This is a genomic window from Fischerella sp. JS2 (genome assembly GCF_032393985.1).
Classification (GTDB): domain Bacteria; phylum Cyanobacteriota; class Cyanobacteriia; order Cyanobacteriales; family Nostocaceae; genus Fischerella.
Map to the genome: position 1 here is coordinate 2649771 of NZ_CP135918.1, position 24706 is coordinate 2674476.

28 protein-coding genes and 1 pseudogene are annotated in these 24706 nt (G+C 43.6%); 9 read left to right on the top strand and 20 right to left on the bottom strand.

Features of this window, described 5'->3' with window-relative positions; genetic code table 11:
* Window positions 1-41 precede the first annotated feature (41 nt).
* From RS893_RS10990 to RS893_RS11000, 3 genes are all read right to left on the bottom strand, one after another.
* Window positions 42-509 carry a methyltransferase gene (locus RS893_RS10990; RefSeq protein ID WP_315791196.1) on the bottom strand — a complete coding sequence of 156 codons (468 nt, stop codon included), beginning with the start codon at window positions 507-509 and terminating at the stop codon, window positions 42-44.
* Window positions 510-852: 343 nt separating this feature from the next.
* Window positions 853-2085 (bottom strand): RNA polymerase sigma factor, encoded by a 1233-nt coding sequence (locus RS893_RS10995; protein WP_315791197.1) that lies wholly within the window; start codon window positions 2083-2085, stop codon window positions 853-855.
* Between the two features lie 21 nt (window positions 2086-2106).
* Window positions 2107-2466 (bottom strand): YciI family protein, encoded by a 360-nt coding sequence (locus RS893_RS11000; protein WP_315791198.1) that lies wholly within the window; start codon window positions 2464-2466, stop codon window positions 2107-2109.
* 769 nt (window positions 2467-3235) lie between these two features.
* On the opposite strand from RS893_RS11000, the gene ltrA reads away from it, so the two are divergent.
* Complete coding sequence (gene ltrA, locus RS893_RS11005) at window positions 3236-4570, top strand: group II intron reverse transcriptase/maturase (RefSeq protein ID WP_315784868.1); 1335 nt, start codon at window positions 3236-3238, stop codon at window positions 4568-4570.
* A gap of 97 nt (window positions 4571-4667) precedes the next feature.
* On the opposite strand, the gene RS893_RS11010 is transcribed toward ltrA, so the two are convergent.
* The 6 genes from RS893_RS11010 to RS893_RS11035 all read right to left on the bottom strand — a co-directional run bounded on the left by RS893_RS11010 (window position 4668) and on the right by RS893_RS11035 (window position 9530).
* Window positions 4668-5042 (bottom strand): DUF5615 family PIN-like protein, encoded by a 375-nt coding sequence (locus tag RS893_RS11010; protein WP_315791199.1) that lies wholly within the window; start codon window positions 5040-5042, stop codon window positions 4668-4670.
* Window positions 5026-5268 (bottom strand): DUF433 domain-containing protein, encoded by a 243-nt coding sequence (locus RS893_RS11015; protein ID WP_162424582.1) that lies wholly within the window; start codon window positions 5266-5268, stop codon window positions 5026-5028. Before RS893_RS11015 ends, RS893_RS11010 begins: the two co-directional genes overlap by 17 nt.
* An 827-nt stretch (window positions 5269-6095) precedes the next feature.
* Entirely contained in the window at window positions 6096-6527 is a 432-nt protein-coding gene (locus tag RS893_RS11020) for a hypothetical protein (RefSeq protein WP_315791200.1), read from the bottom strand.
* Window positions 6528-6693: 166 nt separating this feature from the next.
* The gene (locus tag RS893_RS11025; RefSeq protein ID WP_315791201.1) at window positions 6694-7347 is read right to left on the bottom strand and encodes a hypothetical protein; all 654 of its coding nucleotides are present in this window, start codon (window positions 7345-7347) and stop codon (window positions 6694-6696) included.
* Window positions 7348-7813: 466 nt separating this feature from the next.
* Complete coding sequence (locus RS893_RS11030; RefSeq protein WP_315791202.1) at window positions 7814-8407, bottom strand: dihydrofolate reductase family protein; 594 nt, start codon at window positions 8405-8407, stop codon at window positions 7814-7816.
* A 97-nt stretch (window positions 8408-8504) separates the two neighbouring features.
* Window positions 8505-9530 carry a methyltransferase gene (locus tag RS893_RS11035; protein WP_315791203.1) on the bottom strand — a complete coding sequence of 342 codons (1026 nt, stop codon included), beginning with the start codon at window positions 9528-9530 and terminating at the stop codon, window positions 8505-8507.
* A gap of 326 nt (window positions 9531-9856) precedes the next feature.
* Here RS893_RS11035 and RS893_RS11040 point away from each other — a divergent pair, with 326 nt between their 5' ends.
* Window positions 9857-10921: a serine hydrolase domain-containing protein gene (locus tag RS893_RS11040; protein ID WP_315791204.1), complete on the top strand. Its 1065-nt coding sequence runs from the start codon at window positions 9857-9859 to the stop codon at window positions 10919-10921.
* A gap of 114 nt (window positions 10922-11035) precedes the next feature.
* Here RS893_RS11040 and RS893_RS11045 read toward each other — a convergent pair whose 3' ends face one another.
* Window positions 11036-11839, bottom strand: a complete 804-nt coding sequence (locus RS893_RS11045) for a tetratricopeptide repeat protein (protein ID WP_315791205.1) — start codon at window positions 11837-11839, stop codon at window positions 11036-11038.
* 293 nt (window positions 11840-12132) lie between these two features.
* Here RS893_RS11045 and RS893_RS11050 point away from each other — a divergent pair, with 293 nt between their 5' ends.
* On the top strand, window positions 12133-13095 hold the full coding sequence (locus RS893_RS11050; protein ID WP_315791206.1) for an integron integrase: 963 nt from the start codon (window positions 12133-12135) through the stop codon (window positions 13093-13095).
* A gap of 6 nt (window positions 13096-13101) precedes the next feature.
* Here the strand turns inward: RS893_RS11050 and RS893_RS11055 are convergent.
* Window positions 13102-14159, bottom strand: a pseudogene (locus RS893_RS11055) (ribonucleotide-diphosphate reductase subunit beta).
* A 69-nt stretch (window positions 14160-14228) separates the two neighbouring features.
* On the opposite strand from RS893_RS11055, the gene RS893_RS11060 reads away from it, so the two are divergent.
* Window positions 14229-14354 carry a four helix bundle protein gene (locus RS893_RS11060; protein WP_315791207.1) on the top strand — a complete coding sequence of 42 codons (126 nt, stop codon included), beginning with the start codon at window positions 14229-14231 and terminating at the stop codon, window positions 14352-14354.
* Window positions 14355-14380: 26 nt separating this feature from the next.
* Window positions 14381-14533 carry a four helix bundle protein gene (locus RS893_RS30260; RefSeq protein WP_396336439.1) on the top strand — a complete coding sequence of 51 codons (153 nt, stop codon included), beginning with the start codon at window positions 14381-14383 and terminating at the stop codon, window positions 14531-14533.
* A 368-nt stretch (window positions 14534-14901) separates the two neighbouring features.
* On the opposite strand, the gene RS893_RS11065 is transcribed toward RS893_RS30260, so the two are convergent.
* The 3 genes from RS893_RS11065 to RS893_RS11075 all read right to left on the bottom strand — a co-directional run bounded on the left by RS893_RS11065 (window position 14902) and on the right by RS893_RS11075 (window position 16136).
* Window positions 14902-15234 (bottom strand): four-helix bundle copper-binding protein, encoded by a 333-nt coding sequence (locus tag RS893_RS11065; protein WP_315791208.1) that lies wholly within the window; start codon window positions 15232-15234, stop codon window positions 14902-14904.
* 11 nt (window positions 15235-15245) lie between these two features.
* Entirely contained in the window at window positions 15246-15668 is a 423-nt protein-coding gene (locus RS893_RS11070; RefSeq protein WP_315791209.1) for a four-helix bundle copper-binding protein, read from the bottom strand.
* 99 nt (window positions 15669-15767) lie between these two features.
* Window positions 15768-16136, bottom strand: coding sequence for a four-helix bundle copper-binding protein (locus tag RS893_RS11075; RefSeq protein ID WP_315791210.1), 369 nt, complete (start codon window positions 16134-16136; stop codon window positions 15768-15770).
* 535 nt (window positions 16137-16671) lie between these two features.
* Here RS893_RS11075 and fldA point away from each other — a divergent pair.
* Window positions 16672-17184 (top strand): flavodoxin FldA, encoded by a 513-nt coding sequence (gene fldA / locus RS893_RS11080; protein ID WP_315791211.1) that lies wholly within the window; start codon window positions 16672-16674, stop codon window positions 17182-17184.
* Window positions 17185-17366: 182 nt separating this feature from the next.
* Here fldA and RS893_RS11085 read toward each other — a convergent pair whose 3' ends face one another.
* Together RS893_RS11085 and RS893_RS11090 are read right to left on the bottom strand one after the other, a co-directional pair.
* Window positions 17367-17801, bottom strand: a complete 435-nt coding sequence (locus tag RS893_RS11085) for a hypothetical protein (RefSeq protein WP_315791212.1) — start codon at window positions 17799-17801, stop codon at window positions 17367-17369.
* Window positions 17802-18043: 242 nt separating this feature from the next.
* Window positions 18044-19168 (bottom strand): transposase, encoded by a 1125-nt coding sequence (locus RS893_RS11090; RefSeq protein WP_315787367.1) that lies wholly within the window; start codon window positions 19166-19168, stop codon window positions 18044-18046.
* 46 nt (window positions 19169-19214) lie between these two features.
* Between RS893_RS11090 and tnpA the strand changes: the two genes are divergently transcribed.
* On the top strand, window positions 19215-19616 hold the full coding sequence (gene tnpA, locus RS893_RS11095) for an IS200/IS605 family transposase (RefSeq protein ID WP_315787365.1): 402 nt from the start codon (window positions 19215-19217) through the stop codon (window positions 19614-19616).
* A gap of 80 nt (window positions 19617-19696) precedes the next feature.
* Here tnpA and RS893_RS11100 read toward each other — a convergent pair whose 3' ends face one another.
* The 4 genes from RS893_RS11100 to RS893_RS11115 form a co-directional block, all read right to left on the bottom strand.
* On the bottom strand, window positions 19697-19996 hold the full coding sequence (locus RS893_RS11100; protein WP_315791213.1) for a hypothetical protein: 300 nt from the start codon (window positions 19994-19996) through the stop codon (window positions 19697-19699).
* Complete coding sequence (locus tag RS893_RS11105; RefSeq protein ID WP_315791214.1) at window positions 19989-20219, bottom strand: hypothetical protein; 231 nt, start codon at window positions 20217-20219, stop codon at window positions 19989-19991. The genes RS893_RS11100 and RS893_RS11105 overlap by 8 nt, the downstream gene beginning before the upstream one ends.
* A gap of 184 nt (window positions 20220-20403) precedes the next feature.
* A complete protein-coding gene (locus RS893_RS11110; protein WP_315791215.1) occupies window positions 20404-21141 on the bottom strand; it encodes a hypothetical protein in 738 nt (245 codons plus the stop codon).
* Entirely contained in the window at window positions 21132-21272 is a 141-nt protein-coding gene (locus tag RS893_RS11115) for a hypothetical protein (protein ID WP_315791216.1), read from the bottom strand. The genes RS893_RS11110 and RS893_RS11115 overlap by 10 nt, the downstream gene beginning before the upstream one ends.
* 822 nt (window positions 21273-22094) lie before the next feature.
* Here RS893_RS11115 and RS893_RS11120 point away from each other — a divergent pair.
* Together RS893_RS11120 and RS893_RS11125 are read left to right on the top strand one after the other, a co-directional pair.
* On the top strand, window positions 22095-22811 hold the full coding sequence (locus RS893_RS11120) for a DUF305 domain-containing protein (RefSeq protein ID WP_315791217.1): 717 nt from the start codon (window positions 22095-22097) through the stop codon (window positions 22809-22811).
* A 208-nt stretch (window positions 22812-23019) separates the two neighbouring features.
* On the top strand, window positions 23020-24705 hold the full coding sequence (locus tag RS893_RS11125; protein WP_315791218.1) for an efflux RND transporter periplasmic adaptor subunit: 1686 nt from the start codon (window positions 23020-23022) through the stop codon (window positions 24703-24705).
* The last annotated feature ends 1 nt before the right edge of the window (window position 24706 follow it).

A 24706-nucleotide genomic window follows, 5' to 3' on the forward strand; every position in this document is an offset into this window, starting at 1 on the left:
ATAAGCCTGTGGAAGGGGCAATAATGTTGATCGCCACTCCTCTACGCAAGAGATTGATAGCCAATCATCGTCAGAATTGCCCCAGCATACATAGGATGTCGCACTACGCTATATACTCCGGTATCAATCACTGTTTGCTGTCTTTCAGTTTGCAGCCTGACAGCAGGGATAGCGAAGGTATTGGCTCGGAACGACAGAGCGATGATGAGCCATCCCACCAGAAACAGGAGCAAGCCTAAAACTGACACAATTGCATCAGGTTTTGCCAACCAGTGAAATCGAAATACATCCAATGGAATGAGCAGAAGCAATCCACAGTAGAGCGAAATCAGTAAGACCACAAGAATCTTGTCCGCTAAAGGCTGTCCCGCCTGAACGGGAAATTTGAACCGTTCGTTGAGTAAGTCTTGATCATTGCGAAAGACGATAACAAGCGTTGCTATCGTCGCTACGGAAGTAACGCCGAGAAATACCCAGGCGTGCCACCAATCCAATGTTCCTGCAGGCAAAAAGAGCAGCCCTCCGTAAATAGCCAGGACATACAGGAGACTGAGCATGACTTTGAAGATAAACATGATTACTTTGCCTCAAAGATAAATTTGATCGCCTGGAAAAGAATAAAAACTGTGAATCTGTGATTAATAGTGGATTTACTAAGGGAGACGAAATAGACCGATCATCTGTGACAAAGTTCTGCTCAAACATCTACTCAAATAATGGATTTCGATTATTTTTACAGCCATTCCTGGTAGGGTGGGCACTACCCACATTCTCTAAAAGCTCTGACTATGAAGCTTTGTGGGCGTTGCCCACCCTACAATTTGTGGCTTATTCGTGTAAAAGCGGCTGTATCTACTCACTCAGCGGACGCGACTGATGGAGTAGGAACTCACGAATTGCGGCATCTTCGGTTAACCCGATCGCTCGTATATAGGCTTGCTGGGCATTCAATTGATCCCCTAACTGCTTGAGTAAGTGAGCCTTCAGTGCCCAATAAGGCTGGTAATTTTTCACCGCTTCCGCCGGGAGGTCATTGAGCTTGATTAACCCCTGGTCTAATCCTTTGGCTTCGGCGATCGCAGCCGCCTGATTCACTAACGCACCCAGAGTCGGTGAAAGCTGAACTAAACCCTCATACAGCAATGCCAGTGCGTTCCAATTCACCTGCTGAGTGACCGCACGCTGGGTATGCACTGATTGAATGGCAGCCTCCAACTGAAATCTTCCCAACTGCTTAAATGTAGCTGCCTGCGCCAGTTCGTGCTCTGCCTCATCAATCATCGGCTGTGACCAAAGCCTAGTATCTTGCTGTAATAGGGGGATATAGGAACCGTCGGCAGTGCGACGAGCATTGCGCCGGGATTCGCAGTAGAGCATCAGGGCCAGCAAACCACGTGCTTCTGGTTCTTGAGGCATTAATTGAACACATAACCGGGCTAGCCAGATTGATTCTTCTGCCAGTCCTCGATGCCGAAGATCGCCACCCTCCACTGTTTCCCAGGCATTTGTGTAAGCGGCATAGATTGCCTCAAGTACGGCTGCTAATCGGCTAGGTAACTCTTTCGCTTCTGGTAGCTCAAAGGCAATACCAGCATCCCGAATTTTTGCCTTTGCCCGAACTAGGCGTTGGCTCATTGTAGTAGGCGCAACTAGAAATGCGGAGGCGATCTGAGCTGCATTCAGACCCAGTACCGTCTGCAACATCAAAGGCGTATGAATGGCGGGTTTGATCGCGGGGTGGGCACAAACAAACAGCAACTTCAGGCGATCGTCTGGAAAGTTCACCCACTCTAAGTAGGGTTCCGTATAGGATTCGAGTTCTTTCCATTTGAAGGTACTGAGAATTTTGTCCTGAACTTTTATGCGTCGCGCAGCATCAATCAGTCGATGTCGCGCACTGACTAACAGCCATGCTTCAGGGTTTTTAGGAACTCCGCTTTCCGTCCAAGTTTTCAAGGCAGTCAAGAAAGCATCGCCGAGGGCATCTTCAGCCGCCATCACATCCCTGATTTGGGCTGTTAAATAAGCAACCAATCGTCCATAAGAGTTACGGGCCGTCAATTCTGCCGCTCGACGTGCATCCATCTTTCGCTCCCCATTCAAAACCTAGTTTTGGTGAATGATCGAGCGCACTTCAACCCCAATAGTCGGACGCACCTCGACCCCCGCTAGACCCGCAGCAGGATTCCGTGCTGCCCATTCGAGAGCAGTATCCAAATCGGGTACATCGATGACAACAATACCCCCCAATTGTTCTTTCGTATCGGCAAAAGGACCATCTTGCACGGCTCGCTGTCCATTGTGATTACGGACTGTCGTAGCTGTGCGAGTAGGTTGCAGTCCCGTCGCCATAATTAGCACTCCAGCTTCAGATAAAGCCTGGGTGTAGGCAGCGAAGGCAGGCGGGTGAATTTTGCCGCTCGCGTAGTCTTCTTCGTTGGCGTAATTCAAAATGGCGTATTTCATTTGCGTTTACCCGTTGTAGATTTGGTTAAAGCAGATTTCGATGCTTTCTACTACTATGACGAGCGAGGCACTGTCATTTCGACAGGAACTAAAATCTATTTTGAGCGATTTTGAAATGGAGTAATGATGAGCTGGTGATTTTAGCTAAACAGCGATCGCTCATTCGTTAATTACTAAATTACTAAGCCGCATAACGACAAGCTCACCCGCCGCTAGTAACCTCTCGAACTCAACGAAAAGACTCTCAACGGTCGGGTGCAAGCGGATTGTGTACGCCCGGCATGGGCGTGAACTAATGGGGTGAAAGTCCCCTGGAGGAGAACCAGCGTCCAAATGCTCGAAAGTCTTGGAGCCGAGTGACGACAACTCCTAGCTTAAGGCAAGGGCACTTCTGTGAGGAAGGGTCTGAAGGAAGCCAGCGGCAAATCTGCAAGCCGACGAACAGAAACGTCATAGAAGGCTGAGACAGTCCTGGGGCGAGTTGGCACAACACAACGAAGCCCTCTGGTTCAGGGAACACAGTAAATGACGCGGTTGTGCAGAGACAGTTCACACTCTTATCCGGGGAGGTCTGTCGGGTTGCGGTTCTCACTGCGATGGGAGTCTGATTGAGGTCTAGCTGGAAACGGCTAGGGAGCCACAGAACCCTAAGGCAGCAAGAACAGCACATTTGGGGGAAACCCCGATGTTAAGCCCGCCAGAAGTCAGCAGAAGCCATAGTAGTCCCACTGGGATGAAGGGCTGAACATGAACGAACTAAGGAGGAGTGATGAACAACTCAAGCCCATTGATGAACCCGGACGGGGGAGATCGGGTTTGGCGTGATGACAGAGAACCAGCCTTAGATAACCTGATGGCGCGAATCTTAGAGCGCGACAATGTCAAGCGGGCATGGGCAAGGGTGAAGTCCAACCAGGGTGCCCCCGGCAGTGACGGGATGAGCCTAGAGGATTTTCCAGCTTATGCCAGAGAACATTGGAGTGAGATTCGCCAATCCCTACTCGATGGCAGTTACCAACCTCGCCCTGTCAGGCGGGTGGTCATTCCCAAGCCCCAGGGCAAGGGAGAAAGAAAGCTAGGTGTCCCTTGTGTCGTAGACCGGGTAATCCAGCAAGCCATCCTCCAAGTACTATCGCCCATCTTTGAGCCAGAGTTTTCTGACTCAAGCTATGGGTGCCGCCCGAATCGTTCGGCTCACGGAGCAATCCGACAGGTGAAAACGATCCTCAAATCGGGATACCGCATCGCGGTGGATCTGGATCTGGAAAAATTCTTTGATACTGTCAACCACGATGTCTTGATGTCCCGGATCGCCCGTAAAGTAGCTGATAAAGTGCTATTGCGGTTAATCGGTCGTTACCTGCGAGCCGGAGTTTTGGTCGGAAGCACCGTTGAACCGACCGAATGGGGGACGCCGCAAGGCTCTCCACTTTCACCTTTGTTTTCCAATGTCTTATTGGACGACTTGGACAAGGAACTCGAAGCAAGAGGGCATCGCTTTGTTCGCTATGTAGATGACCTAGTCATTCTGGTCAAAAGTAGACGGGCAGGGAAACGGGTGATGGTGAAAATCAGCCGTTACCTCACACAAGTCCTCAAGTTGAAGGTTAATCGGGAAAAGAGCCGAGTGGTCAAGATCGAGGATCTGAATTACCTGGGATTTACGTTCCGAGGGATTCGCATCTTCGCCTCTGACATTGCCATGCAAGCGTTCAAACATCGATTGCGCGGCTTAACGTCACGCAGTTGGGGCGTTTCTATGGCAGAGCGATTCGAGCGATTGAACCGATACTTGCGCGGGTGGATGAACTACTTTGGCATTTCCCAGCACTACACCCCGATTGAAGAGCTAGATGGTTGGTTAAGGCGAAGGATTCGCATGTGCTATTGGAAGCAGTGGCGCAGACCGAGAACCCGCATTGCTAACTTGCTCAAACTGGGGACAAGTAAGCGTCATGCAATTTTGACCGGCATTAGCCGCAAAGGTTATTGGCGGTTGTCGAAAACGTTAGCGACGCAAACGGGAATGACCAATGAATGGTTGGAACAACAGGGATTGTTATCAATTCGGAATCTTTGGATGAAAGTTCAAGGATACGCTTAACTATCAGTGTTGTTTGCGCGTCTTCATGAACCGCCCATTGCGGACCCGCACGATGGGTGGTGTGGGAGGGGGGAGTTAAATGCTCTCCTCGACCCGATTAGACATCTGACACCAACGGCAAACGGCGAATACGAATACGGCTTGGCTCAACTGTAACGGCTGATCCTTGCTCTAAATCCTCTTCGCACTCAGCAATGACTATCAGTAAAAGGTCTGTGAGTGCTTGGGCACGTAACCTTTCAATCCGAATCCGAATGACTGAAGGAGTGGTTGCTACATCAAGCGCTAGGAGTGCATGAAAATCTGCATCAAGCGTAACAACGCTGCGCTCCTCGTCTCTGGCTCGCTGGATGATTTCTGCATCTTCAGCTTCAGACATCCCAATTTCACCCACATGAATCGCGTCGATATTTGCATCCCTTAACAATGCTGCCGCAGAGAGTGGCAATCCCTGATCAAGCAACAGTCTCATAGCGATTCGGAAGCTCAATAATGCGATCGTCCAAATAAGAAGAGGCGAAAATTAGAGCTTGCCGGATATCCTCATCCTCCAGTTCTGGAAACTCTTGATGTAATTCTTCTCGATCAGGATAAGTTGCAAGTAGCTCAATCACCCGACGCACCGTAAGGCGAAGGTTACGAATGCAGGGTTGCCCATTCATTCGGTTTGGATTGCTCGTAATACGATCAAGTTTCATTAGAGTGCTTCCAACGTTTCATCATCATCTTAACCTTTAGCAAGGATAAGCCATACCTGCAATACAGGCTCCACATATCCATTCTCCATCGTCATATAACCCGTCCCCCATGCTGTCTTTGCACCCACATCTAAAACAAGTCAGTAAAATCGGTTGCGAAGCTTTTTTCTTCTGCTCAAGGTAAGAAGTGGGAGGATGACGCAATGTGGGAGGGACTGCAAACTTACCACAATTGAACACCACTGACCGCCATTGTGTTCAATTGTCTGCGTGGTTTTACACTTGGGACATAGGTTGGACATAGTAAGCTCACTTATCTCTGTACAGCTACTTAACAGAGTTGCCATTTCTGCAAGATGTCTAACGGCTAAAGTGAGCGGCGACAGATATGACCGAGGCAAAGCGCGAAGTCTCTGTATCGTCCGCTGCACTACGTTGCTAGACCGTGCCTCAACGGAGAATTTCTCAACTACTCGATAGCCTTGATTGTGACGTTACCGCCTTCAACTGCTCGAATTTGTAAATCATAGCCGTAAAGCAGATCCATCCCAATCAAAGGATCAGTCTCTGCTTCATTGACGAGAATGTTTTGGTATTGATCATCTCAGATAATCGTCGCAGCATAAACTTCAAAAGTAACTTCGCTGACATCGCCCAATGTTCCACAACCGACACCTGTTCAAGGCAAGTTCAGAGTTACAATAGCTTCGCGCGGTAAGCTCAAGAATCCCGTCTATCCTGTCACTGCTTCGTGAACTTGTTCGATTGCTTACTGTACCAAGCAGTAATACTAGAAAGCACTGTCGAAGTTTTAGAGCTAGAAATTGTTAGCCGTTTTGTTGGTTGACTTCTTGAACGATATCGCTGATCATTTCGTTCATCTCATCCTCTGAAATTTCAATATTGGAACGCCTAGCTCCAAAGCGTAGCATTTGGTACTGGTTTGCTGCTGCAAACGGTAAGTTGTTCGCTTTGATCATGTTAAATAACAAAACTGCACAACTATCAGCTTGTGGGTTTGTTAGCAAGGAATTAACATCGTTAAATGGAAGACAGCCATAAGCACGATTTGGAGCAACGACAGCGTAAAAATCCTGCTCCTCGTACTCCACACATACCCACTGCCAACCAAATTCCTTAACGATTGCATTGCCCCAAGCAGTACCTAAAGTTAGACTGATCTCAGTAATGGTCTCTGAATCCTCTACGGTGGTGCTAGATTGATGTTCTGTGCGCCAAGAATTAATAAAGTTACTCACAGACTGAACTGCTTCATCAGCAGGAGTATCAGTACATCAATTTAAAACAGAGTATCCGTATAATGTCCAATCTGCAAGATCAACTTGAACTTTTGAAGGGATTGGTTTTTCCTGATAACTACTCATTTCTCACTTCACAATTCGCTGATTGACAGATAAGAATTTCTTACTCATCCATGTTTAGAAACTGACGTATCCTATGGGTTGCCCTTGCAAATTGTGTCCGCTGCATAGGCAGTTCTCGCGAGGACAATAAAGAGGCCTGTTCTCCCGAGTTTAGCATAAGAGTGATGTGATAAAAGACATTATCTCCAGTTTGTTCCTCATCTAGCTGAACATTCAAAATATTATCTAGTTGCCACGTTTCCTGACGCTTTTCCAACAAAGCACATCGCAAACAGGTAGCTTGATTACGCACTTTATCAAAAATATAAACAAAGCGAAAATAGATAAATAGCGGAACTGGAAGTAGCTGTACAAGTACAATGAACCATAAGCTCAGAAATCCAATCAGCCAAATTTCTTTCCACCAGATATTATAGCTGGTGTTTAAGGTGCGATTTTCAGGGCGATGAATAAAATCATTCACCTGATTGACAACGTCTTCTAGAGATGAGCGATCGTTATCAACAATTGTGGCAACTTCACCAGATGCTGACATGAGAACTACCTGGTAGTAATCATATTCCATCCACGGAGGTTGCCTAAGTTGCGCGGTTTGAAGTTGCTTGAGTTCTTGCGATCGCTGCCCGATGAATGTAGCAACATCCAGGCGACAATAAATTTCAGAGCGTAAAGCACGTTCACAAGTCAACTGCATCCCGACCTGCAACTGAGTACTAATATACCAAAGCCCAAAGCATCCAAATTATATTAAAACCATCCCTATGAACAGCCCAGAGATGATCATTGAACAGACTGGTGAAATATAACTGATCTTCAGACAAGTCGAAGTTTGCTGGATTCTGCTGGTGACTTGCAGCTGGATTCTGCTGATGACTTGCAGCTCGATTCTGCTGATGACTTGCATTAGAGCTTTAAGGTGTATTTCTACAATTATAACAATACTGTTGGTGGAATCACAATAGGAGTTGCTTTGTTAAATTGAACACATTATCGGTAAAAAGCAAAACTGTTCTCTGGCAGATACCTTTCAAACTTCTGACCCACCGCTATCCCAAAGCGGTCTAACGGCTCAAATCAGCGGACGTGATAACCTTTGTGACTAACCGACCATATCATAACGTTCCGGTGCATTGCGGTTGTTAGCTTGCTGTTGGTGCGCTTTACTTGCAGACCTCATAGCGCAACTCCGCGAAAGCCGTTCCGTAGGTGGTGGCTGATAACAATTTGAGAGGCGGAGTTGTGATCGAACGCGGCAGTAAGGGGGCACCATTACCAAGAGTAACGGATGCAATCGTTACAATTATCTCGTCCAACAGACCTGCATCAAAGAACTGACCGGCTAAGTCACCACCACCCATAACCCAGATGTTTTTACCGCCCGCAGCTTTTGTCATTTCTGCATGAACGCTTTGAACATTGCTGTTGGCAAAGTGAATGTTAGCGCCTTTGACCTTCGGCAAGGTGCGCGAACTGAAAACCCATGTAGGCTGCTCATAACTCCACGACTCATGCTTCAAAATCCATTCGTAAGTTGTTGAACCCATAGCGATAGCGCCAACTTCGCTAAAAAACTGAGGGCAACTGGTTTCGGATCCATCGCCAAATTGAAAAAGCCAATCAAGGCTATCATCTGCATCGGCTATGAAGCCGTCGAGACTGGAGGCGGTGTAATACTGAGTTTTCATGTGGTGTGCTTCAGTTATGAAAAACGCTGCAATTTCCGTCAAGCCGCGCGGCAAGCTAACGTTGCCCATCACCCGCCGCAGATAAACTTTGAATCACAACCGATCAACGCTCTCGGCGGTCGGTGTGCATGGACGTTGTTAGACTTCTGGGTGCAAACCAGACTGACTATTTATATGCAATTACTGCACTACAAGGTCCAGCTAGATGTATAACTTCATAGCTTTTAAAGCCTGCTTCTTGGCACCAACTCCAGAAATCTGCACCTGTAAAATCAAATGCGTCGCCAAACTCAATTAACATATTGAGCGACATAAGCAAACCAAATGCATTTTCTCGGCGAGCGTCATCAATCAAATTTTCAATTGCAATAAAGGCACCATTTTCGGGTAGCGCCTGGTAAGCCAGATGGATAAGATGCTTCTTCTTCTCTAGATTCCAATCATGCAAAATCATTCCCATTGTGATGACATCTGCCTTAGGCAATGAGTTTGTGAAGAAGTCACCGGATATTACTTGAATTCGATCAGATAATCCCTCTTGCTCAATTGACTTCTTCGCAATGCTTTCTACTTGAGGCAAATCAAACGTAATGCATTGCATCTGCGGATGTTGTTTAGCAACAAGCATGGAAAGTAACCCTGAAGCGCCACCTACATCACAAAGTGTTCCATATTTAGAAAAGTCAAATTTTTCTGCAAATGCTTGAAAGTTTCCGCGAGAGATCCCTGTCATTGCGCCTATAAACTGTTCGAGTCGCGGGATATCCTCGTACAGTGTCTCAAAAACAGACTTTTGGCTATGCTTAATTTCATTCTGAGGTTTTCCTGTCTTCAGCGCTGGACCAAGGTCGCTCCAGAACTTGAATAGGCGGTCATTACACATTTCAAGAATGCCGCCTATATAGCCAGGTTCGTGCTTATTCAAAAATTGTGCAGTTTCTTCAGTATTTCGATAACGTCCTTTAGCACCGTCACCATCCCTATACAGAAAACCAAGTGCGACTAGGGCATCAAAAAAATCAAAAATACCCCGTGGATGGAGCCCGAGAACTTGCCCCAATTCTTCAGCCGTCATTGATTGATGCCCTAATTTAGTAAAAACTTCTAGCTCAACGGCTGTCAGAAGTACCTTAGATCCCCAAAAGCTAAATCCAACTTCCAAAATACGTGATGGGTCAAGTGCCGCACTCATCAACGCCTCCTTGTGAAAACCTTATTATTGTGACAACAACACTTTACTTCTAGGACTGAGATCAAGTTAGATAGTAGGGAAAAAAATTAACTTTAGTTGTGACCGCTTATCAATCAATCCTAAGATGAATTGCATTGAGCAAAGGGGAGAATTGGCAATCATCCACTGACAACTAAGCAGTCTAACGTTCCGGTTGAGCGCCTGCTAGTAGCTTTTGCATCCAAACCAAGAACTTTCGGCAGTCCGCTCCAACAGAATTGTTCTGCTGCTGCCACTACGAATCCCTATCATGAAAACTGAACCGACCACGCTTTGGACACTTTACTGTGAATCAAACTCTTCACCAGCAACTTCAATCCGTCATTGAACAATCTCTGAGAGAATCTCATATTCCCGGTGCTGCTGTTGCTATCAGACGGAACGGTGAATCCTTCTTTGAAATGGGTGTGGGCTATCAAGACCTGAACCATAACCAACCCTTGGTCACTGACGCTAGCTTTTATATCTACAGCGTTACAAAAAGTCTCCTAGCGATCGCATCTCTAGATCTTGTTGGTAAAGGAATTCTCAATCTTGATGATTCCATACAGTCGCATTTGCCTGATTTTTCTCTAGACCCTTCGATCACGCTCCGCCATATATTGAGCCACACAAGCGGAATACCAGATTATGGTGAAATGTCTGCTTATTCGGATGCGGTCAAAGCGACACCTACCATTCCTTGGTCAGAAGAAACGTTTCTCAAAATTATCACCCAAGGTTTGCACTTTCAACCGGGCACAGGCTGGCAGTATTCCAATATTGGCTATCTCGTTTTAAAGTGTCTCCTCGAACGAATCACGGGACAATCAATGCAGCAGCTTTTGAGTCAAGTCATTTTCACTCCTCTTTCGTTGCAAAGAACGTTTGTCCCCAAGACGCTTGGCGATGTAACTGTCCTCACACCAGGATATACAGCATTTTTTAGTGGAGCTGAACTCCAAAATATGACTTCTTTGTATCATCCAGGTTGGGTATCTCATGGAGTCGTCATTTCGACAGCACCAGAACTCGCCAAGATGATCGAGGCTTTGTTTTTCAACAAGATTATTAGCTCTGCCTTCACCGAACAAATGCTTTGCCCTGCTTATGTTGTAGGCAAGCATCCTTTGTTTGAGAAGCCAGCCTATGGGTTGGGACTAATGATCGATTTGGCATCACCTTATGGAAGAGTTGCTGGACATGGAGGTGGAGGACCAGGGTACTCGGTTGCCGCTCTCCACTTTCCAAATCTAGCCGGATCTCGGATCACGATCGCAGCAAGTACAAATCAAGATCAAAACGATTACAGTTTCGTGCTGGTGTTTAAATTGGTCGAGATCTTGAAGAAGTTTCTTGAACCTCAACACTGAACAGATCGCTTTGGAATACCGCCATCACGACTGAACGAAGCGGCATAACGTTCGACATGAGCGGCGGCTTTGGGCTGGCGCAGCCAGCTCAAAGACGTCCGCTCGATGGAGGGGTTAGCCGCCTCTTCGCAACGCACGGACTTGCTCCAGAAACTTGGTGAACATGGCTCGTTGCTCGGGAAACCGATTCTGACCCTCCTGAAAGACGGACTCGGCTGCCTTGAGATCACCAAGCTTCATCAGGCACTCACCTCTAGAGAAGAAAGCTGAGACTCCGTTTGGATTCACCCGTAGAGACTGCTCGAAGTCACGCAGAGCCTCGCGGAGCATGCCCAACTCCATGTAGGTGAACGCGCGGTTGTCGATGGCTTCGTAGAAGAGCGGGAAGAGTTCGATGGCCTCTGTGTACTCGGCAATAGCTTCCTTTTTCTTACCTTGGTCTCCAAGCGCATATGCGCGCTGGTAGTGTGCGTTGGCGTTGCGCACGATCTCTTTGGAGTCCTGGCCGGTGAAGGCCACGTAGCGAGGAAAGTCGGTCAACTTCAGGTACTCGACAAAGCCAACAAGTTCAGCCTTTGTGGGCACCTGATTTCCGATTAGCTCCCAGTCCTTCCTGAAGCTCGCCGCATCAATGGGCGCGTGCCAGACAAGTACCGCCGCCTGCTGGAGCGATTCAAGCGAGGGCTTGGTTGGAACTGCTTTGTATGTCAGGCAATGAGCAGCTGAACTTCCGTCGGGCCACTGGTCAACCGCGAGGATCTTGATTGCGGACCACTGACCCTTGTCTTGATTGACGATTACGTCTCCGGGCTTCACTGTCAACTCCCGTTTATTTTCTGGTGAGTCGCTTGCTTGAGCTGTTGAGATCCCGAGCGCGGAGAGGAGTGCGGCGCACAGCGTGAAGACTGATCGAAACATGATGATGAGAGGGCGCGTGTTCAGGTGGCTAACTATTTATTATACGGAAAGTTTCCATATAATCTTTTTCTTAATCTTAATATATCAAGCATTACAGCGAACTCCTGTCTGAATATATGGAAAACTTCTTTTTTACATCCTTGTTCGGGTATTATACCGAATTTTTCCGTATAACTACCCTTTACGGGAGGATTATGTGGAATTTTTCCGTATATCCCTTGGTGTTATCAAGAATTTTTCCGTATAACATCCTTATTTAGAGTATTAAACGGAATTTTTCTGTATAACATCCGATGGAACAACGTCCAAAGAAACTGCTAGAACAAGTGCAAGATGTTATCCGACTTAAGCACTATTCTTACCAAACAGAGAAGACTTATATTTACTGGATTAGACGTTATATCCTTTATCATGATAAGCGTCATCCTAAAGATATGGGAAGTGCAGAAATCGAAGCATTTTTAACGCATCTTGCGGTGAATGAAAATGTGGCTGCATCAACACAAAATCAAGCACTTCACGCTGTTCTATTTCTCTACAAAGAAGTATTAAAACAAAATTTAGATTTGAAAGTAGAGGCGGTACGTGCTAAAAAATCTAAATATTTACCAACAGTTTTAACAAAGGATGAAGTTTTCGCAATTATTCAAAAGTTATCTGGAGTACATCAACTTTTAATTAAATTACTTTACGGTACAGGTTTAAGGTTAACTGAAGGTTTGAGTTTGCGCGTTAAAGATGTTGATTTTGCTCAACAACAAATTATTGTACGCGATACCAAGGGAAATGAAAGTCGGGTGACTATGTTACCTGAAAGTATCGCTGAAGAACTAAAGATTCATTTACAAAGTGTCAAAATTATCCATCAACAAGATTTACAAAAAGGCTATGGTTCGGTTTATTTACCTTTTGCATTAGAAAGAAAATATCCTAGAGCCAAGTATGATTGGATTTGGCAATTTGTTTTTCCTTCTGGTAACATCTCCAAAGACCTCCGTAGCGGGGAAGTGCGTCGCCATCATTTACATGAGAGTAGTTTACAAAAAGCTTTAAAACAGGCGGTGCGTCAAGCTGGTATTCAAAAAAAGGTGGGTTGTCATACGTTTCGCCACAGTTTTGCTACCCATTTACTGCAAAATGGTTATGATATCCGCACGGTACAGGAATTATTGGGACACAAGGATGTGAAAACGACGATGATTTATACCCATGTTCTTAACCGTGGTGGTAAGGCTGTTCGTAGTCCCCTGGATTAACCAGTCTTAAAAATCATCCCAACCTTCAATGCTAGAGGACATGACGTAACTAGTTACACTCGCCTCAAGAAAGTTTGCCTTTGTGTGAGCTTCTTTCTTAGTATCTGAAAAACGCTCCAAGTGAGTATATGGGCTTTTCTTGTAGATAGCTTCCCCAAACAATGGCTCTAAACCGATCGCCTTCAAGCGAGCATTTGCTAGATATTTTGTGTACTGTTCTGTACTGTTGGCTGTAATGCCCAAAATATCATCTCCGACAATATGTGTTGTCCACTTGCATTCATGCTCAATGGCGAGAGCAAACATTTCATAGATTTGTTCGCGGCTGTGGGGGAAAACTAGCATTGCTTCTGGAATCAATTTTTGATACAGCCGCGCATGAGATAGTTCATCTCGGTTAATCATTCTAAAAATATCGGCGCTTCCAGACATGAGCATCCGTGATGAGAGATTGTAGAAAAATATAAATCCGTTATAGAAATACAACCCTTCTAACAAATAATCAGCTAACAGCGATACAAGATAATTCTCTGGTGTAGGATTATCAACATACTTTTGGTATAGTCCAGCGATGAATTCACATCGTTGTTTGAGAATGCGATCGCTCCGCCAAAAATCATAAACTTGTGTCCGGCGATCGCCTGGAATCACCGTTTCAATGATGTATTGATAAGATTGATTGTGCATTGCTTCTTGCGAAATTTGTTCTGCCATGCACAATGCAATTTCTGGTGCAGTAATGCTGTTTTTGATATGAGGACATTACAGGTTTGCACCGAATCGAGAAAGGTCAGGTAACTGAGAATGCCATCAAATGCACGTCGTTCGACCGGCATGAGATTGACGTAATCTGTTACGTCTTGAGTAATATCTATTTTTTCGGGAATCCAAAAATTCTCTCGCATTTGACGGTAGAGAGACACAGCCCACGAATAGCGGACATCATTGAGTTGCATTAAATTCGTAGTCTCTCCGAACCAGACCCAACGGTTTGTTGTATTATCATTTCCATTTGGATTGAAAACGGGATTAATCGGCATTAATGATTGTCTTGGTTGGTACATTTTTCAGTTGAAAGGGAGTAGGGAGTAGGGAGTAAGATTAAAAAAGATATATACACTGATTCAGCATCTATGACAATTAATAGTTACCGGGATTTGAAAGTTTGGCAGTTGGGTATAAGTTTGACCAAGCAAGTTTATCTATTAACACGAGATTTTCCTAAGTCTGAAATATATGGTTTGAGTAGCCAAATGTAACGGGCGGTAGTATCAATCCATCAAATTTGGCAGAAGGTCATGCAAGAGATTCAACACAAGCATTCCTTCGATTTATTGCAATTGCTCTCGGTTTTTTGGCGGAACTTGAAACCCAACTCATTGTAGCCGAACAACTGGCATACTATGAGTTATCCCATGTTGACGGGCTAATTGAGTAACGCCAAAACCTTCTTTTAACTTCTGATAAATAGACAATACATCTGATTCAGAAAGTTTTGCAGCAGAGTTAGTTTCTCCAGTTTGACGTTTTTTAGTCTTGTCAACAGTAGGTTTTCCTTCTCGTTTAAAGTTTTATTCTTGAGTATCTTCAAATAAGTGCAAGGCAATGTAGTTATAGCAAGGAATAACTTTTTCGGCGTTGCTGAATAATGGGATGATTGAGGCTGACGCGAGGATGCACAAACACGGTGATTATTGTTGGTGCAAATTCCAAAATCATGCCGCAATTATGCAACGCCTTTTTTTCTTGTGATGTATTTCCCTCCTTAATCTTTAAGGAGGGTGTATCATCCCGGCTACCTATTAATTAAGCCGCACCTGCAACAGTAGCGATTTTGCGATATTCCTCAGCAGCTTGGCGACAAGCTTGTGCACACTTTTGACAATGGGGGCTATCTGTGTGCTTCTCACACTCACTGGCACAGGCTTCACAAATTTCGATACAAGAGCGCACAATTTGGGGAATGAAGCGCGAACTACGGCTCATATATGCGGCAGAAGTCCAGCACATTTGAGCGCAATCTATGCACAGACGAGCGCATTCAGGCATACTACCCAGGCATTCATCAGCACAGTGTTCGCACTCATAGGCACAATGAACAGCAATATCTACACTGGATTGGGAAATTTTATGTGCCATTGTCATTCTCCTTACATTAATAAGTCTTGATTTAAGTCTGTTTTTAAACGTGCCTCTGCATGAGTTTCGATTGCAACGTTAGACATTTGCCGACAAGACTGGGCACAACGGCGGCACATATCCGCGCAAGCTTTCATTTGGGCATCATCACCTACCCGTTCGCAATCTTGAGCGCAGCGATCGCACACTTGTGCACAAACTCCACAGATCCAAGGGTGTAACAGGGAAATCCGTAGCATAAAATTAGCGCTGGTTTGACAAATTTCAACGCAGTCGAGCAGTAGGCGAATATGAGATTGTTCTACATGATTACCACCCTTTTGCAGACAGTATGTCACTGTATTCAAGCAGATGCTATGGCAGTTCAAGCAGTTTTGAATGCACTGCTGCATTCCTTGATTCACTTGGTTCAAGGTGAGTTGTTGTACAGTCATTCTTCAAACCTATGCAATTACTTGGATCGCTGTTTATGTATGCATAGTCGTTTTGCACTTACTGAGTACCCGATTACGGCAGTCAGCGAAGAGAGTAATTTATGCAGCTGCCATTGACATTTGCCGACAAGACTGGGCACAACGACGGCACATATCAGCGCAAGCCTTCATTTGAGCATCATCGCCCATACGATCACAATCTTGAGCACAGCGATCGCACACTTGTGCGCAAACTCCACAAGTACGAGCGTGTAATTGGGAAATCCGTAGCATAAAATTAGCGCTGGTTTGACAAATTTCAGCGCAGTCGAGCAGTAGTCGAATATGAGATTGTTCTGCGTGATTGCCACCTTTTTGTAAGCAATAGGTCACAGTATTCAAGCAGATGCTGTGGCAGTCTAAGCAGTTCTGAATGCATTCCTGCATACCTTGATTAACTTGGTTCAAGGTGAGTTGTTGTATTGCCATGCTTTTTACATCTCCAATTGCTTAGGTCAGAGGCAGAATTTCCTCTAGCCTCACATTAAAAATGTGGAGGTAAAGTTACCTCTACCTAATGGAGTGATGAATATTTACTACCAATGAAATACAAAGATTTCATGCTGATTTCATTTAGGTGTGCATATCTAATTTTTTGTTCTTATGACTAAGGATTTCATGCAAATTTCATCTTTCTACGAAAAGCTAAATATAAGGAAACATAGCAATTTTTATAAACAAGGTTAATAAATATGAAATTTGATTATGTTTATAGTGAGTCTTGATTAGGTATAGCAGCGATCGCATTCACAGGCTGTTGTGTGTACTTTTCCTAAGTAAAGTAGATCTACCGCAAAGATGATTCAAGGCATTGCTCTTGCTTTTAATATGGGTATTACTAAGAAAGACTTAACATAACTATCAGCATTCATCCTCAACTAAATAGTTTGTACATTGAGGCGCTAAAGCTAGATTTATCAATTCTTCACTTATATTTGAGATAATCGGCTAAAAAGGAGGAAAAATGTCTAATATTGGCTTATTTTATGGCAGTGAAACAGGCTACACCCAAACAGAAGCAGAAATGATTCAAAAGGAATTTGGTGGAGAATCTGTAGTGGAGATTTTTGATATTGCCAGCGCTGAAGCAAGTGATTTTGAAAACTTTGAATACATTGTCATTGGTTGTCCCACTTGGAATGTTGGTGAACTACAAAGTGCTTGGGAATATTTCTATGATGAATTAGATAAAATTGATTTTACTGGCAAGAAAGTTGCCTATTTTGGCCCAGGAGATCAGGTAGGCTATCCTGATACCTTTGAAGATGCACTCGGCATTTTAGAAGAAAAAATTTCACAGCAGGGTGGTACAACAGTAGGGTACTGGCCCACTAATGGTTATGAGTTTAATGAATCTAAAGCAGTTAGGGATGGTAAATTTGTCGGTCTTGCTCTTGATGAAGATAACCAATCTGATTTGACCGAAGAGCGAATCAAAGCTTGGGTTGCACAACTAAAGAAAGAATTTGGCTTATAGGAGAGTTCTTCAGTTCTGGGTATTGTTACCAACCAATTGATTAGTCTCCGGGAGATATTTATGACTCTTTTACCTAAAATATTAGTGTTGGACAGAAGCTAATAATTATGGGAAGTTTTTTTCCGGTTCTCAGCTTTAACCCTGGAAACAAGATTTTCTTAAATTCACCAATAAGGTTTTACTTAGTGAGAGTGTTCATGCCCTGTTTGCAAACCTTTTTGGACATCTGATTGTGTTTCATTTAGCATTAAAAATTTTAATTCTCCTCGCACTTCTGTGTGGCGTATTACTCCTTCCCGAACTCCTGTCCAGGATGCCAAACCTGTGGAAATAATTGCAAATACTAGTAATGATATTGTGAACCAAATCGGAGATTTTTTCAAGCCTCGAAATAAAAATAAACCTGCCAAGCTAATTAATCCTAATATCTCTAAAGCTATTAAAGTCTGTTCTGCAATTTCTCGATGCTCGTGGATAATAGATTCTGAAATATTCGGAAGATTTTCAACAACTGCTACTGCTTGCGTACCTGAAAAAAATACAGGTATTGTAATTAGTGCAATGATGACAAAAGCCCAATAACTTGCTCGTTTTAAGTCTTCACTGTTTTTTAGCATGGCATAAATTAGCAGTAAAAGACCAAATACAGCTCCGACAATAGGAAAGTGATTGAATAGCAGATGTACATGAGGTCAGCTTAAGTTCATCTTTTATTAACCTTTAAATACTTCTTCTGCCGAGCGGATACTAGTGTTATCCATCACCAAACTTTCTTAATCTTCCACAACCTGCGCTCATCCTAGCGAATAGCTTGTTAATTTGAGCCACTCCCCCGTTTTGAAAACGGGGGATTCAGGCATCAAACAGAGATTGCAGTCTGAGACTGTCTAACATCTCCTACGCCTAGAGTCGAACTCCCGACTCTTTTAATATTAAGACTGGCGTTTTCATCTCTATCATTTTCAGATTGACATGAAGGACAACGCCAGCGTCTAATCGACAAATCCAATTTTTCTAAAATGTGTCCACAGCTAGAACAAGTTTTTGTGGATGGATACCATTGATCTACAAACACTACTTGTTTATGCTTCTTCTTAGCAATCCATTCTAGAATTTGCAGAAATTCACGCCTCGCCAAGTCTGATATTTTCCTACCCCAAAGACGTTGCATTCCTTTAAGATTTAAGGTTTCAAAACAAAGCACATCAAAATTATCTGTTAATTTATGAGCGAGTTTCCAAAACCAATCACGTCTACGATGAGAAATATCCTCATATTTGCGAACTAGATTTTTTCTAAATCGCTCTCTGTTTGATGAACCTTTGAGTTTTTTAGAATGCTGTCGGCTAGCTTTCCTAATGGCATTTAATGATTGTTTTAAAAATTGGGGAGACTCAATTTTTGTTCCGTCCGAGCAAGTGAGGAATGTTTTTAATCCAAAATCAAATCCCGCTATTCTACCAGTCGCAAACTTGATTTTTGAATTAGAACAATCATCAACAACTATAATCATAAATAGCTCGCCTAAAGGAGTGCGTTTTATGGTTAAGGTTTTGACTGTTCCCTCTATCTCTCTCGACTTCCAAAATTGATAAACTTTGTTCCCAATCTTGACTCGATTTCCACCTAAAAACTTGTATCCAGATTGTTTAAGAGTGAATGATTTGTATTTCTTAACTTTTTTAAATCCTGGCGGTCTAACTCCTTTTTTGTTGTGTTTAAAAAATAATTGGTAGGCTTTCTCAATGCGTTGACAAATATCTTGTACTGATTGAGAACCTACTGTTTGCCAAAATGGATTACATTTCCGCAGTTTGGCAATATGAGATTGAAGTTTTGCACAGCTTAAGTGTTTGCCCCACATTCGATAGTAGCGTTTGTGTAGGGCAATACAATGATTGTAGATTATCCCACTCGCGTTAATCATGCGCTTGAGGAATCTATTTCTTTTGTGCTGATACAGTTTAAACTTCAGGGTTTTCATGTGATTATGATATCATCAGTGGTGTAGATAATCAATACTCATCTACATGAAAACTGTTTATAATCATTACAATCATGCTGTTGGATTAGCTACTGTCCATTTAATCTGGATACCATGCAGACGCGCTCGTGTATTCGCTAATAACGAAAACTTAAAACTTCGATGCATTGAAGTATTCCAGTCTGTTGCTAATGACAAGAAGTGGATTATCAAAGCATTAGAAGTTGCGCCGGATCATATACATCTACTAGTTGAATATGATCCGCACCACTCAATATCTCAAATAGTTAAAGCTTTTAAAGGAAGGTCATCAAGACTACTAAGAAAAGAATTTCCAGAATTATTGAGATTACCTAGCTTATGGACACATTCTTATATGTTTGACACGACTGGAAAGATTAGTACTCAGAAGGTTTTAGAGTATATTAATGACCCCCTTCACGGATGAATAAATTCATCATGTTCGCTTATATCCGCCCTTTAGAAAAAGGCGGCTTTACGCATCACGATTCGTAAACTCTACTCTGGTTAGATTTCCTCAACATTAGAAGTCTGCATTTCCTCCCCTTCTATTTCTCGCTTCACCCTCAGTTGAATACCGCGATCGCTATTGCGGATAATATCTAGTACCTTTGATGTGGCTTTAGGATCGAGCAGTTTAAATCGTCCTTCTTCATCCACCAATCCGTAGCCACTTTCAATACAATGTCTTGATAATCCACACTGACGAGTGTGTTCTCTAGCTCGTTTGAGTAACTCATTTTGCGGATATTTACGGTTGCAAGCAACATCAACTACATATCCTTCAAGTACTTCTTGACTACTCATAGGAGTACCTTCCATCTGTAAAACTTAAGATATCCAATGCACCCGCCTGTGCTAGTTCCCGTTCAACATTAACTAATGTATCTTGGCTAACAGTTGCTCGAACTTCATAGCTACTTCCAGAACTCGGTGTGCGAAATAGGAGAATCAATGTTCCAATTAACCAACCAATACAAGCAAATATTCCTGCCCAGAGAAATATAACAGCTACTAAACCAGCACTCAATGTTGGGGAAATAATACCGGGGATGGTACTCGTCCAGAAAAGACAAGGACACCCCAGAGACTACCAATAATCATACCTACGACTAATCCCACCCAGGCAGGTCTACCGATTTCAACCACGGAAACTCCAACTTCAGCATCTGCTAGTCTTTGTTTTGCTTGTTGAGAAGCTACATCTAATCGGGCTACATCACTAGAGATTTTGCGGGCAGCACTTGGGCTTGAGTTTTGTTGCGAAAGTAAGCGATAATTTGGCGATCGCCTACTGATACATTCTTATCACTGCGATCGCGCTCCACCCACAATAAAGGGCCAAATTTGCCAAAACGACCGAGAGAAACGCCAGCGATCGCCATTTCTGGGGACTCTCGATTGGCTAAAACAAAGTTGTAGTTGGCATCAACGCGCCAGCCAAATTTGTTAGTATCAATTCCCCAACCAACGTCAGTGGATTCGTCAATGTATTGTGCCATTGCGATCGCTGCCCCAATCTCATTACGGGCATCGATATTTCTAACTGTACCGAATTGGGAAATTGCATTAGTATCAAAAGAACCCAATGTATAAATAATCGCTTTACCATTGCGACGTGCCAACGCCTCACGAGTCGGTGCTGGTAAGGGATTATCACCAAATAAAATTACATCTCCCGATTGCGCTGCCCAATATGTAGCCGGGATAGCATAGCCTGGATCGTTAGGTACTAGTAAGACATTAGGTGAAATTGACCCTACCAAACGCTCAACTTCTCGATCAACCCTAGCTGCCACTTCCGCCGGATTAGTAGCAGGAATCGCTATCTGTTCATTTGTCGGCAATGTTACTTGACTATTTGGTGCAATTACTGTTTTTAAATCCTCTGCTTGCGGACAGGAAGCAAGTACTTCGGCTGTAACTTCGTTTACTCCTGCATCTAAAACCATCGGCCCTTTAACCAACGTACCAAGGGAGCTGCTGCTACTCCAGCTTGCCATTGTGCAGGCACACGGATAATTCCTGCCGGGGCAGTGTTACTCCCCTCTGGAAACAGGGCATTAGCAACGGCAACACTCAATTAGGCAGGCGTGGCTTCCCCAAAGTGAGTCGTATCGTATTCTTGGTGTTGGGTGTAAGTAAAGCTACAGTCGGTTGTGGAGGCTGCCAGGTGAGCCAGAGAATATAACTAGGAACGAATAGAATTAGTAGAGCTAAAATAATACCAATTAGAATAACGAGTTTACGCATTTTCCTTGTCTTATCGGTTGTCAGTGGTTTGCTACTTACAAAGGAATATTGTTTGCTTTACCCAGCTATTGTGTATGCAGAAATAGCTAGTAAGATTACCGCAAACTACGGAAATATCAAGCTCATCGTTTCAGCGCAAACTCAATTTATTCCTCAAAGTTATTGAATTGAATCAAAACGCTGTAGTAATTTTGCCTTTTGCTTTGATTACTTGAAAAACTTGCTTTCTCTCACACATCTTGCTAGTGAGGTAACAATAATTTATTACTCATGGAATATGAGGATTTCATCCTAATTTCATTCATATGTGTTTAACAAGCATATGAAGCAGATTCTCAACTTTGTAAAGGATACAAGGGAGTGACAGAAATCACCTATTTTAGAGCTATTCCAGGACGCGATCACACGATAAATGTTGTCTCAAAAAACTTATAAAATCGTTGGTGTGAGGGGTTAGACTCACTATTAGACATCTGCATCTTTATTTTTAAAGAAGTTAAGTAAATTTCATCTTAATTTCATCTGTTGACATCATAATAGTTAATAAATAGGTACGGAAATTATGGCAGATTACAACACTCTTTTGGACAAAAGTGAGATTACAAAATAGAAAGATAAAGCTGTGAACAAGTCAAAGATAGATTTAAAATTTATGCAATTTATTACTTGGAAAACTGGATTTGTTGCGTTTACATTTGTAGCGATCGCATCTGTGAGTAGCATACTCACTTCTTGTTCTACAGCAACTTCCCAAAACCAAACCCAAATAGCAAATCCTACTGCTACTCAAGCTAGCAAAAATCAACAGATGCAGCATGGTGACGGGATGATGGATCATAATGGTATGAACCATAACATGGCAATGGATTTAGGGCCGGCTGATGCCAATTATGATTTGCGGTTTATTGATGCAATGACATTGCATCATCGAGGAGCGATCGCAATGGCAAAAGAAGCTGAGCAAAAATCTCAACGCTTTGAGATCAAGAAATTGGCACGCAACATCATTATTGCTCAAAGTAGAGAAGAAAATGAGCTATTGCAGAAGTGGCGAAAAGCATGGTATCCCCAAGCAAGTGCTGAACCTGTTGCATATGGTGGCGAGGGGAAATCTGTGGTTCCCATGTCCAAAGAACAACAGAAAAGCATGACGATGTTTGAGGATCTGGGATCTGCGGATGCAGAATTCGATCTGCGCTTTATGAACGCCATGATTGCTCACCATGAAGGTGCTGTAACAATGGCTCAAGATGCATTAAGTAAATCCAAACGTCCTGAAATTAAGAAATTGGCTCAAGGTATCATTGATTCACAGCAAGCAGAGATTAACCAAATGAAGCAATGGCGACAAGCTTGGTACAACAAGTAAGTTAATTGTGTATTGCTTTTGCAGCTAGGCAAAGTGCTTGAAAATTTAAGCTGTGTGTTTCTTGATTCAAGGAACGCTAAGACCGCCATTTCATCCTAATTTCATTTCTACATGAAAGACTAAAAAATGTGTGTATATCTAACACGCACTAATAACAAAAACACGATATGCAATTTCCTTCCCCCAGAACTCAAGGACTTGAAGCACCATGCCCAACTCCTATTTCAAGCCACTTGTAGCAATTGGTAGTGTTTCTGGTACACTCCTCAGCTTGATATTACTGGTAACTCCCGCAGTAGTTCTAGGTCATGGCGGACACGCAGACGAATTTCAAGGTCCAAACCAAACCACTCAAACTACTGACTCAATTCAAGTTGATGCACAGACAGCCAAACGGTTGGGAATTAAAGTCGAGCCAGTCAAACGCCAGCGACTAGCTGTAGGAATTAAAACCACTGGACAAATTGAAACTCTTCCTAGCCAAAAAGTGGAAGTGACTACCCCAATATCTGGGGCGAAGGTGGTTGAATTATTGGTCGAACCAGGTGCGAGTGTAACAAAAGGTCAACCTGTTGCTGTTGTTACCAGTCCAGACTTAGTAACATTGCGGGTGGAGTCTCAGGAAAAATTAGCACAAGCTCAAGCTGATTTACAGCAAGCACAAGCAGACTTGAGGCTGGCTCAACAAAACTACGATCGCTATCAACAAATAGCTGACTCTGAAATTGCTCAAGCACAAACTCAAGTTGACTTTGCCCAAGAAAAGTACGACAAAGACAAGCAGTTAGCTGATGCTGGTGCTTTACCCCGTCGTAATGCTTTAGAATCTCAAACCCAACTAGCTCAAGCTAAAGCAGAACTAACCAAAGCCAAGAGCCGTCGAAACGTGATTGAGGCAGAAAATCAACTCAAACGCGCTCAAGCCGCAGTTCAACTAGCAAAATCAAATATTCATCGCAGTAATACTAATTATCAAACTCGACTTGCTCAACTAGGAAACAGTGCCAACGCTAAGGGACTAGTAACAGTAGGCGCTCCCATCTCTGGTAAAATTGCTGATAGAGAAGTAACTATTGGTCAAACATTTAATGATGCTGGCAGCAAATTGATGACGATTGTCAACGATAGCCGACTGTTTGCCACAGCTAATATTTATGAAAAAGATTTAGGCAAAGTAAAAACTGGTCAAAGGGTGACTCTAAAAGTAGCTAGTATGCCTGAGCGTACCTTTTCTGGACGAATTTCCCGAATTGGTACAGTAGTGGAAGGACAGACACGAGTAGTACCAGTACAAGCAGAAATTAATAATACTGCTGGGCAACTCAAACCGGGAATGTTTGCAGAGGTAGAAGTTCTTACAGATCAAGCATCAGCAACTAAGTTGGTTATTCCCACTTCAGCAGTAGTTGACGCGAATGGTAAAAAAACTGTCTACGTCCAAAATGGTAATGCTTACCAACCTGTAGAAGTTACTTTAGGACAAACTTCTGGGGACATGATTGAGGTTAACAGTGGCTTATTCGAGGGAGATATGATTGTTACCCAGCGTGCTACTCAACTTTATGCACAATCTCTGCGAGGGGGTAGCAAACCACAGGAGGAAGCTCCACAAGCTAAGGCGACGGAGACTAAAGCACCTAAGGAGCCAGTACCACTGTGGCTTTTGGGAACAGGTGGAGGCGCTGCAATAGCTACTTTAGCTTTTATGGGTGGTGCTTTCTGGAATGGTCAGCGCAACAAATACCAACTTCAACCATCGCCAGAATTAGTCTACGTACCAGAAGAATCTCCCAATGGTTCTGGCAAGTCTCAGGAAACACCAACATGGGATGATAATCATCGCGTAGGCGATCGCGAGTCCAAAGCCACCACAGTAAATAAAAATACTCACTAAT

Bases quoted from the DNA above. Each gene is read 5' to 3' on its own strand.
- RS893_RS11085 (WP_315791212.1), bottom strand. From the start codon at position 17,801: ATGCTAAAAAACAGTGAAGACTTAAAACGAGCAAGTTATTGGGCTTTT.
- RS893_RS11075 (WP_315791210.1), bottom strand. From the start codon at position 16,136: ATGGCAATACAACAACTCACCTTGAACCAAGTTAATCAAGGTATGCAG.
- RS893_RS11065 (WP_315791208.1), bottom strand. From the start codon at position 15,234: ATGGCACATAAAATTTCCCAATCCAGTGTAGATATTGCTGTTCATTGT.
- RS893_RS11010 (WP_315791199.1), bottom strand. From the start codon at position 5,042: ATGAGACTGTTGCTTGATCAGGGATTGCCACTCTCTGCGGCAGCATTG.
- RS893_RS11090 (WP_315787367.1), bottom strand. From the start codon at position 19,168: ATGAAAACCCTGAAGTTTAAACTGTATCAGCACAAAAGAAATAGATTC.
- RS893_RS11125 (WP_315791218.1), top strand. From the start codon at position 23,020: ATGCCCAACTCCTATTTCAAGCCACTTGTAGCAATTGGTAGTGTTTCT.
- RS893_RS11045 (WP_315791205.1), bottom strand. From the start codon at position 11,839: ATGTTTCGATCAGTCTTCACGCTGTGCGCCGCACTCCTCTCCGCGCTC.
- fldA (WP_315791211.1), top strand. From the start codon at position 16,672: ATGTCTAATATTGGCTTATTTTATGGCAGTGAAACAGGCTACACCCAA.
- RS893_RS11120 (WP_315791217.1), top strand. From the start codon at position 22,095: ATGCAATTTATTACTTGGAAAACTGGATTTGTTGCGTTTACATTTGTA.
- RS893_RS11030 (WP_315791202.1), bottom strand. From the start codon at position 8,407: ATGGGCAACGTTAGCTTGCCGCGCGGCTTGACGGAAATTGCAGCGTTT.
- RS893_RS11050 (WP_315791206.1), top strand. From the start codon at position 12,133: ATGGAACAACGTCCAAAGAAACTGCTAGAACAAGTGCAAGATGTTATC.
- RS893_RS11025 (WP_315791201.1), bottom strand. From the start codon at position 7,347: ATGCAGTTGACTTGTGAACGTGCTTTACGCTCTGAAATTTATTGTCGC.
- RS893_RS10995 (WP_315791197.1), bottom strand. From the start codon at position 2,085: ATGGATGCACGTCGAGCGGCAGAATTGACGGCCCGTAACTCTTATGGA.
- tnpA (WP_315787365.1), top strand. From the start codon at position 19,215: ATGAAAACTGTTTATAATCATTACAATCATGCTGTTGGATTAGCTACT.
- ltrA (WP_315784868.1), top strand. From the start codon at position 3,236: ATGAACAACTCAAGCCCATTGATGAACCCGGACGGGGGAGATCGGGTT.
- RS893_RS11000 (WP_315791198.1), bottom strand. From the start codon at position 2,466: ATGAAATACGCCATTTTGAATTACGCCAACGAAGAAGACTACGCGAGC.
- RS893_RS11035 (WP_315791203.1), bottom strand. From the start codon at position 9,530: ATGAGTGCGGCACTTGACCCATCACGTATTTTGGAAGTTGGATTTAGC.
- RS893_RS11015 (WP_162424582.1), bottom strand. From the start codon at position 5,268: ATGAAACTTGATCGTATTACGAGCAATCCAAACCGAATGAATGGGCAA.
- RS893_RS11100 (WP_315791213.1), bottom strand. From the start codon at position 19,996: ATGAGTAGTCAAGAAGTACTTGAAGGATATGTAGTTGATGTTGCTTGC.
- RS893_RS11070 (WP_315791209.1), bottom strand. From the start codon at position 15,668: ATGACTGTACAACAACTCACCTTGAACCAAGTGAATCAAGGAATGCAG.
- RS893_RS11060 (WP_315791207.1), top strand. From the start codon at position 14,229: ATGACAATTAATAGTTACCGGGATTTGAAAGTTTGGCAGTTGGGTATA.
- RS893_RS11110 (WP_315791215.1), bottom strand. From the start codon at position 21,141: ATGGTTTTAGATGCAGGAGTAAACGAAGTTACAGCCGAAGTACTTGCT.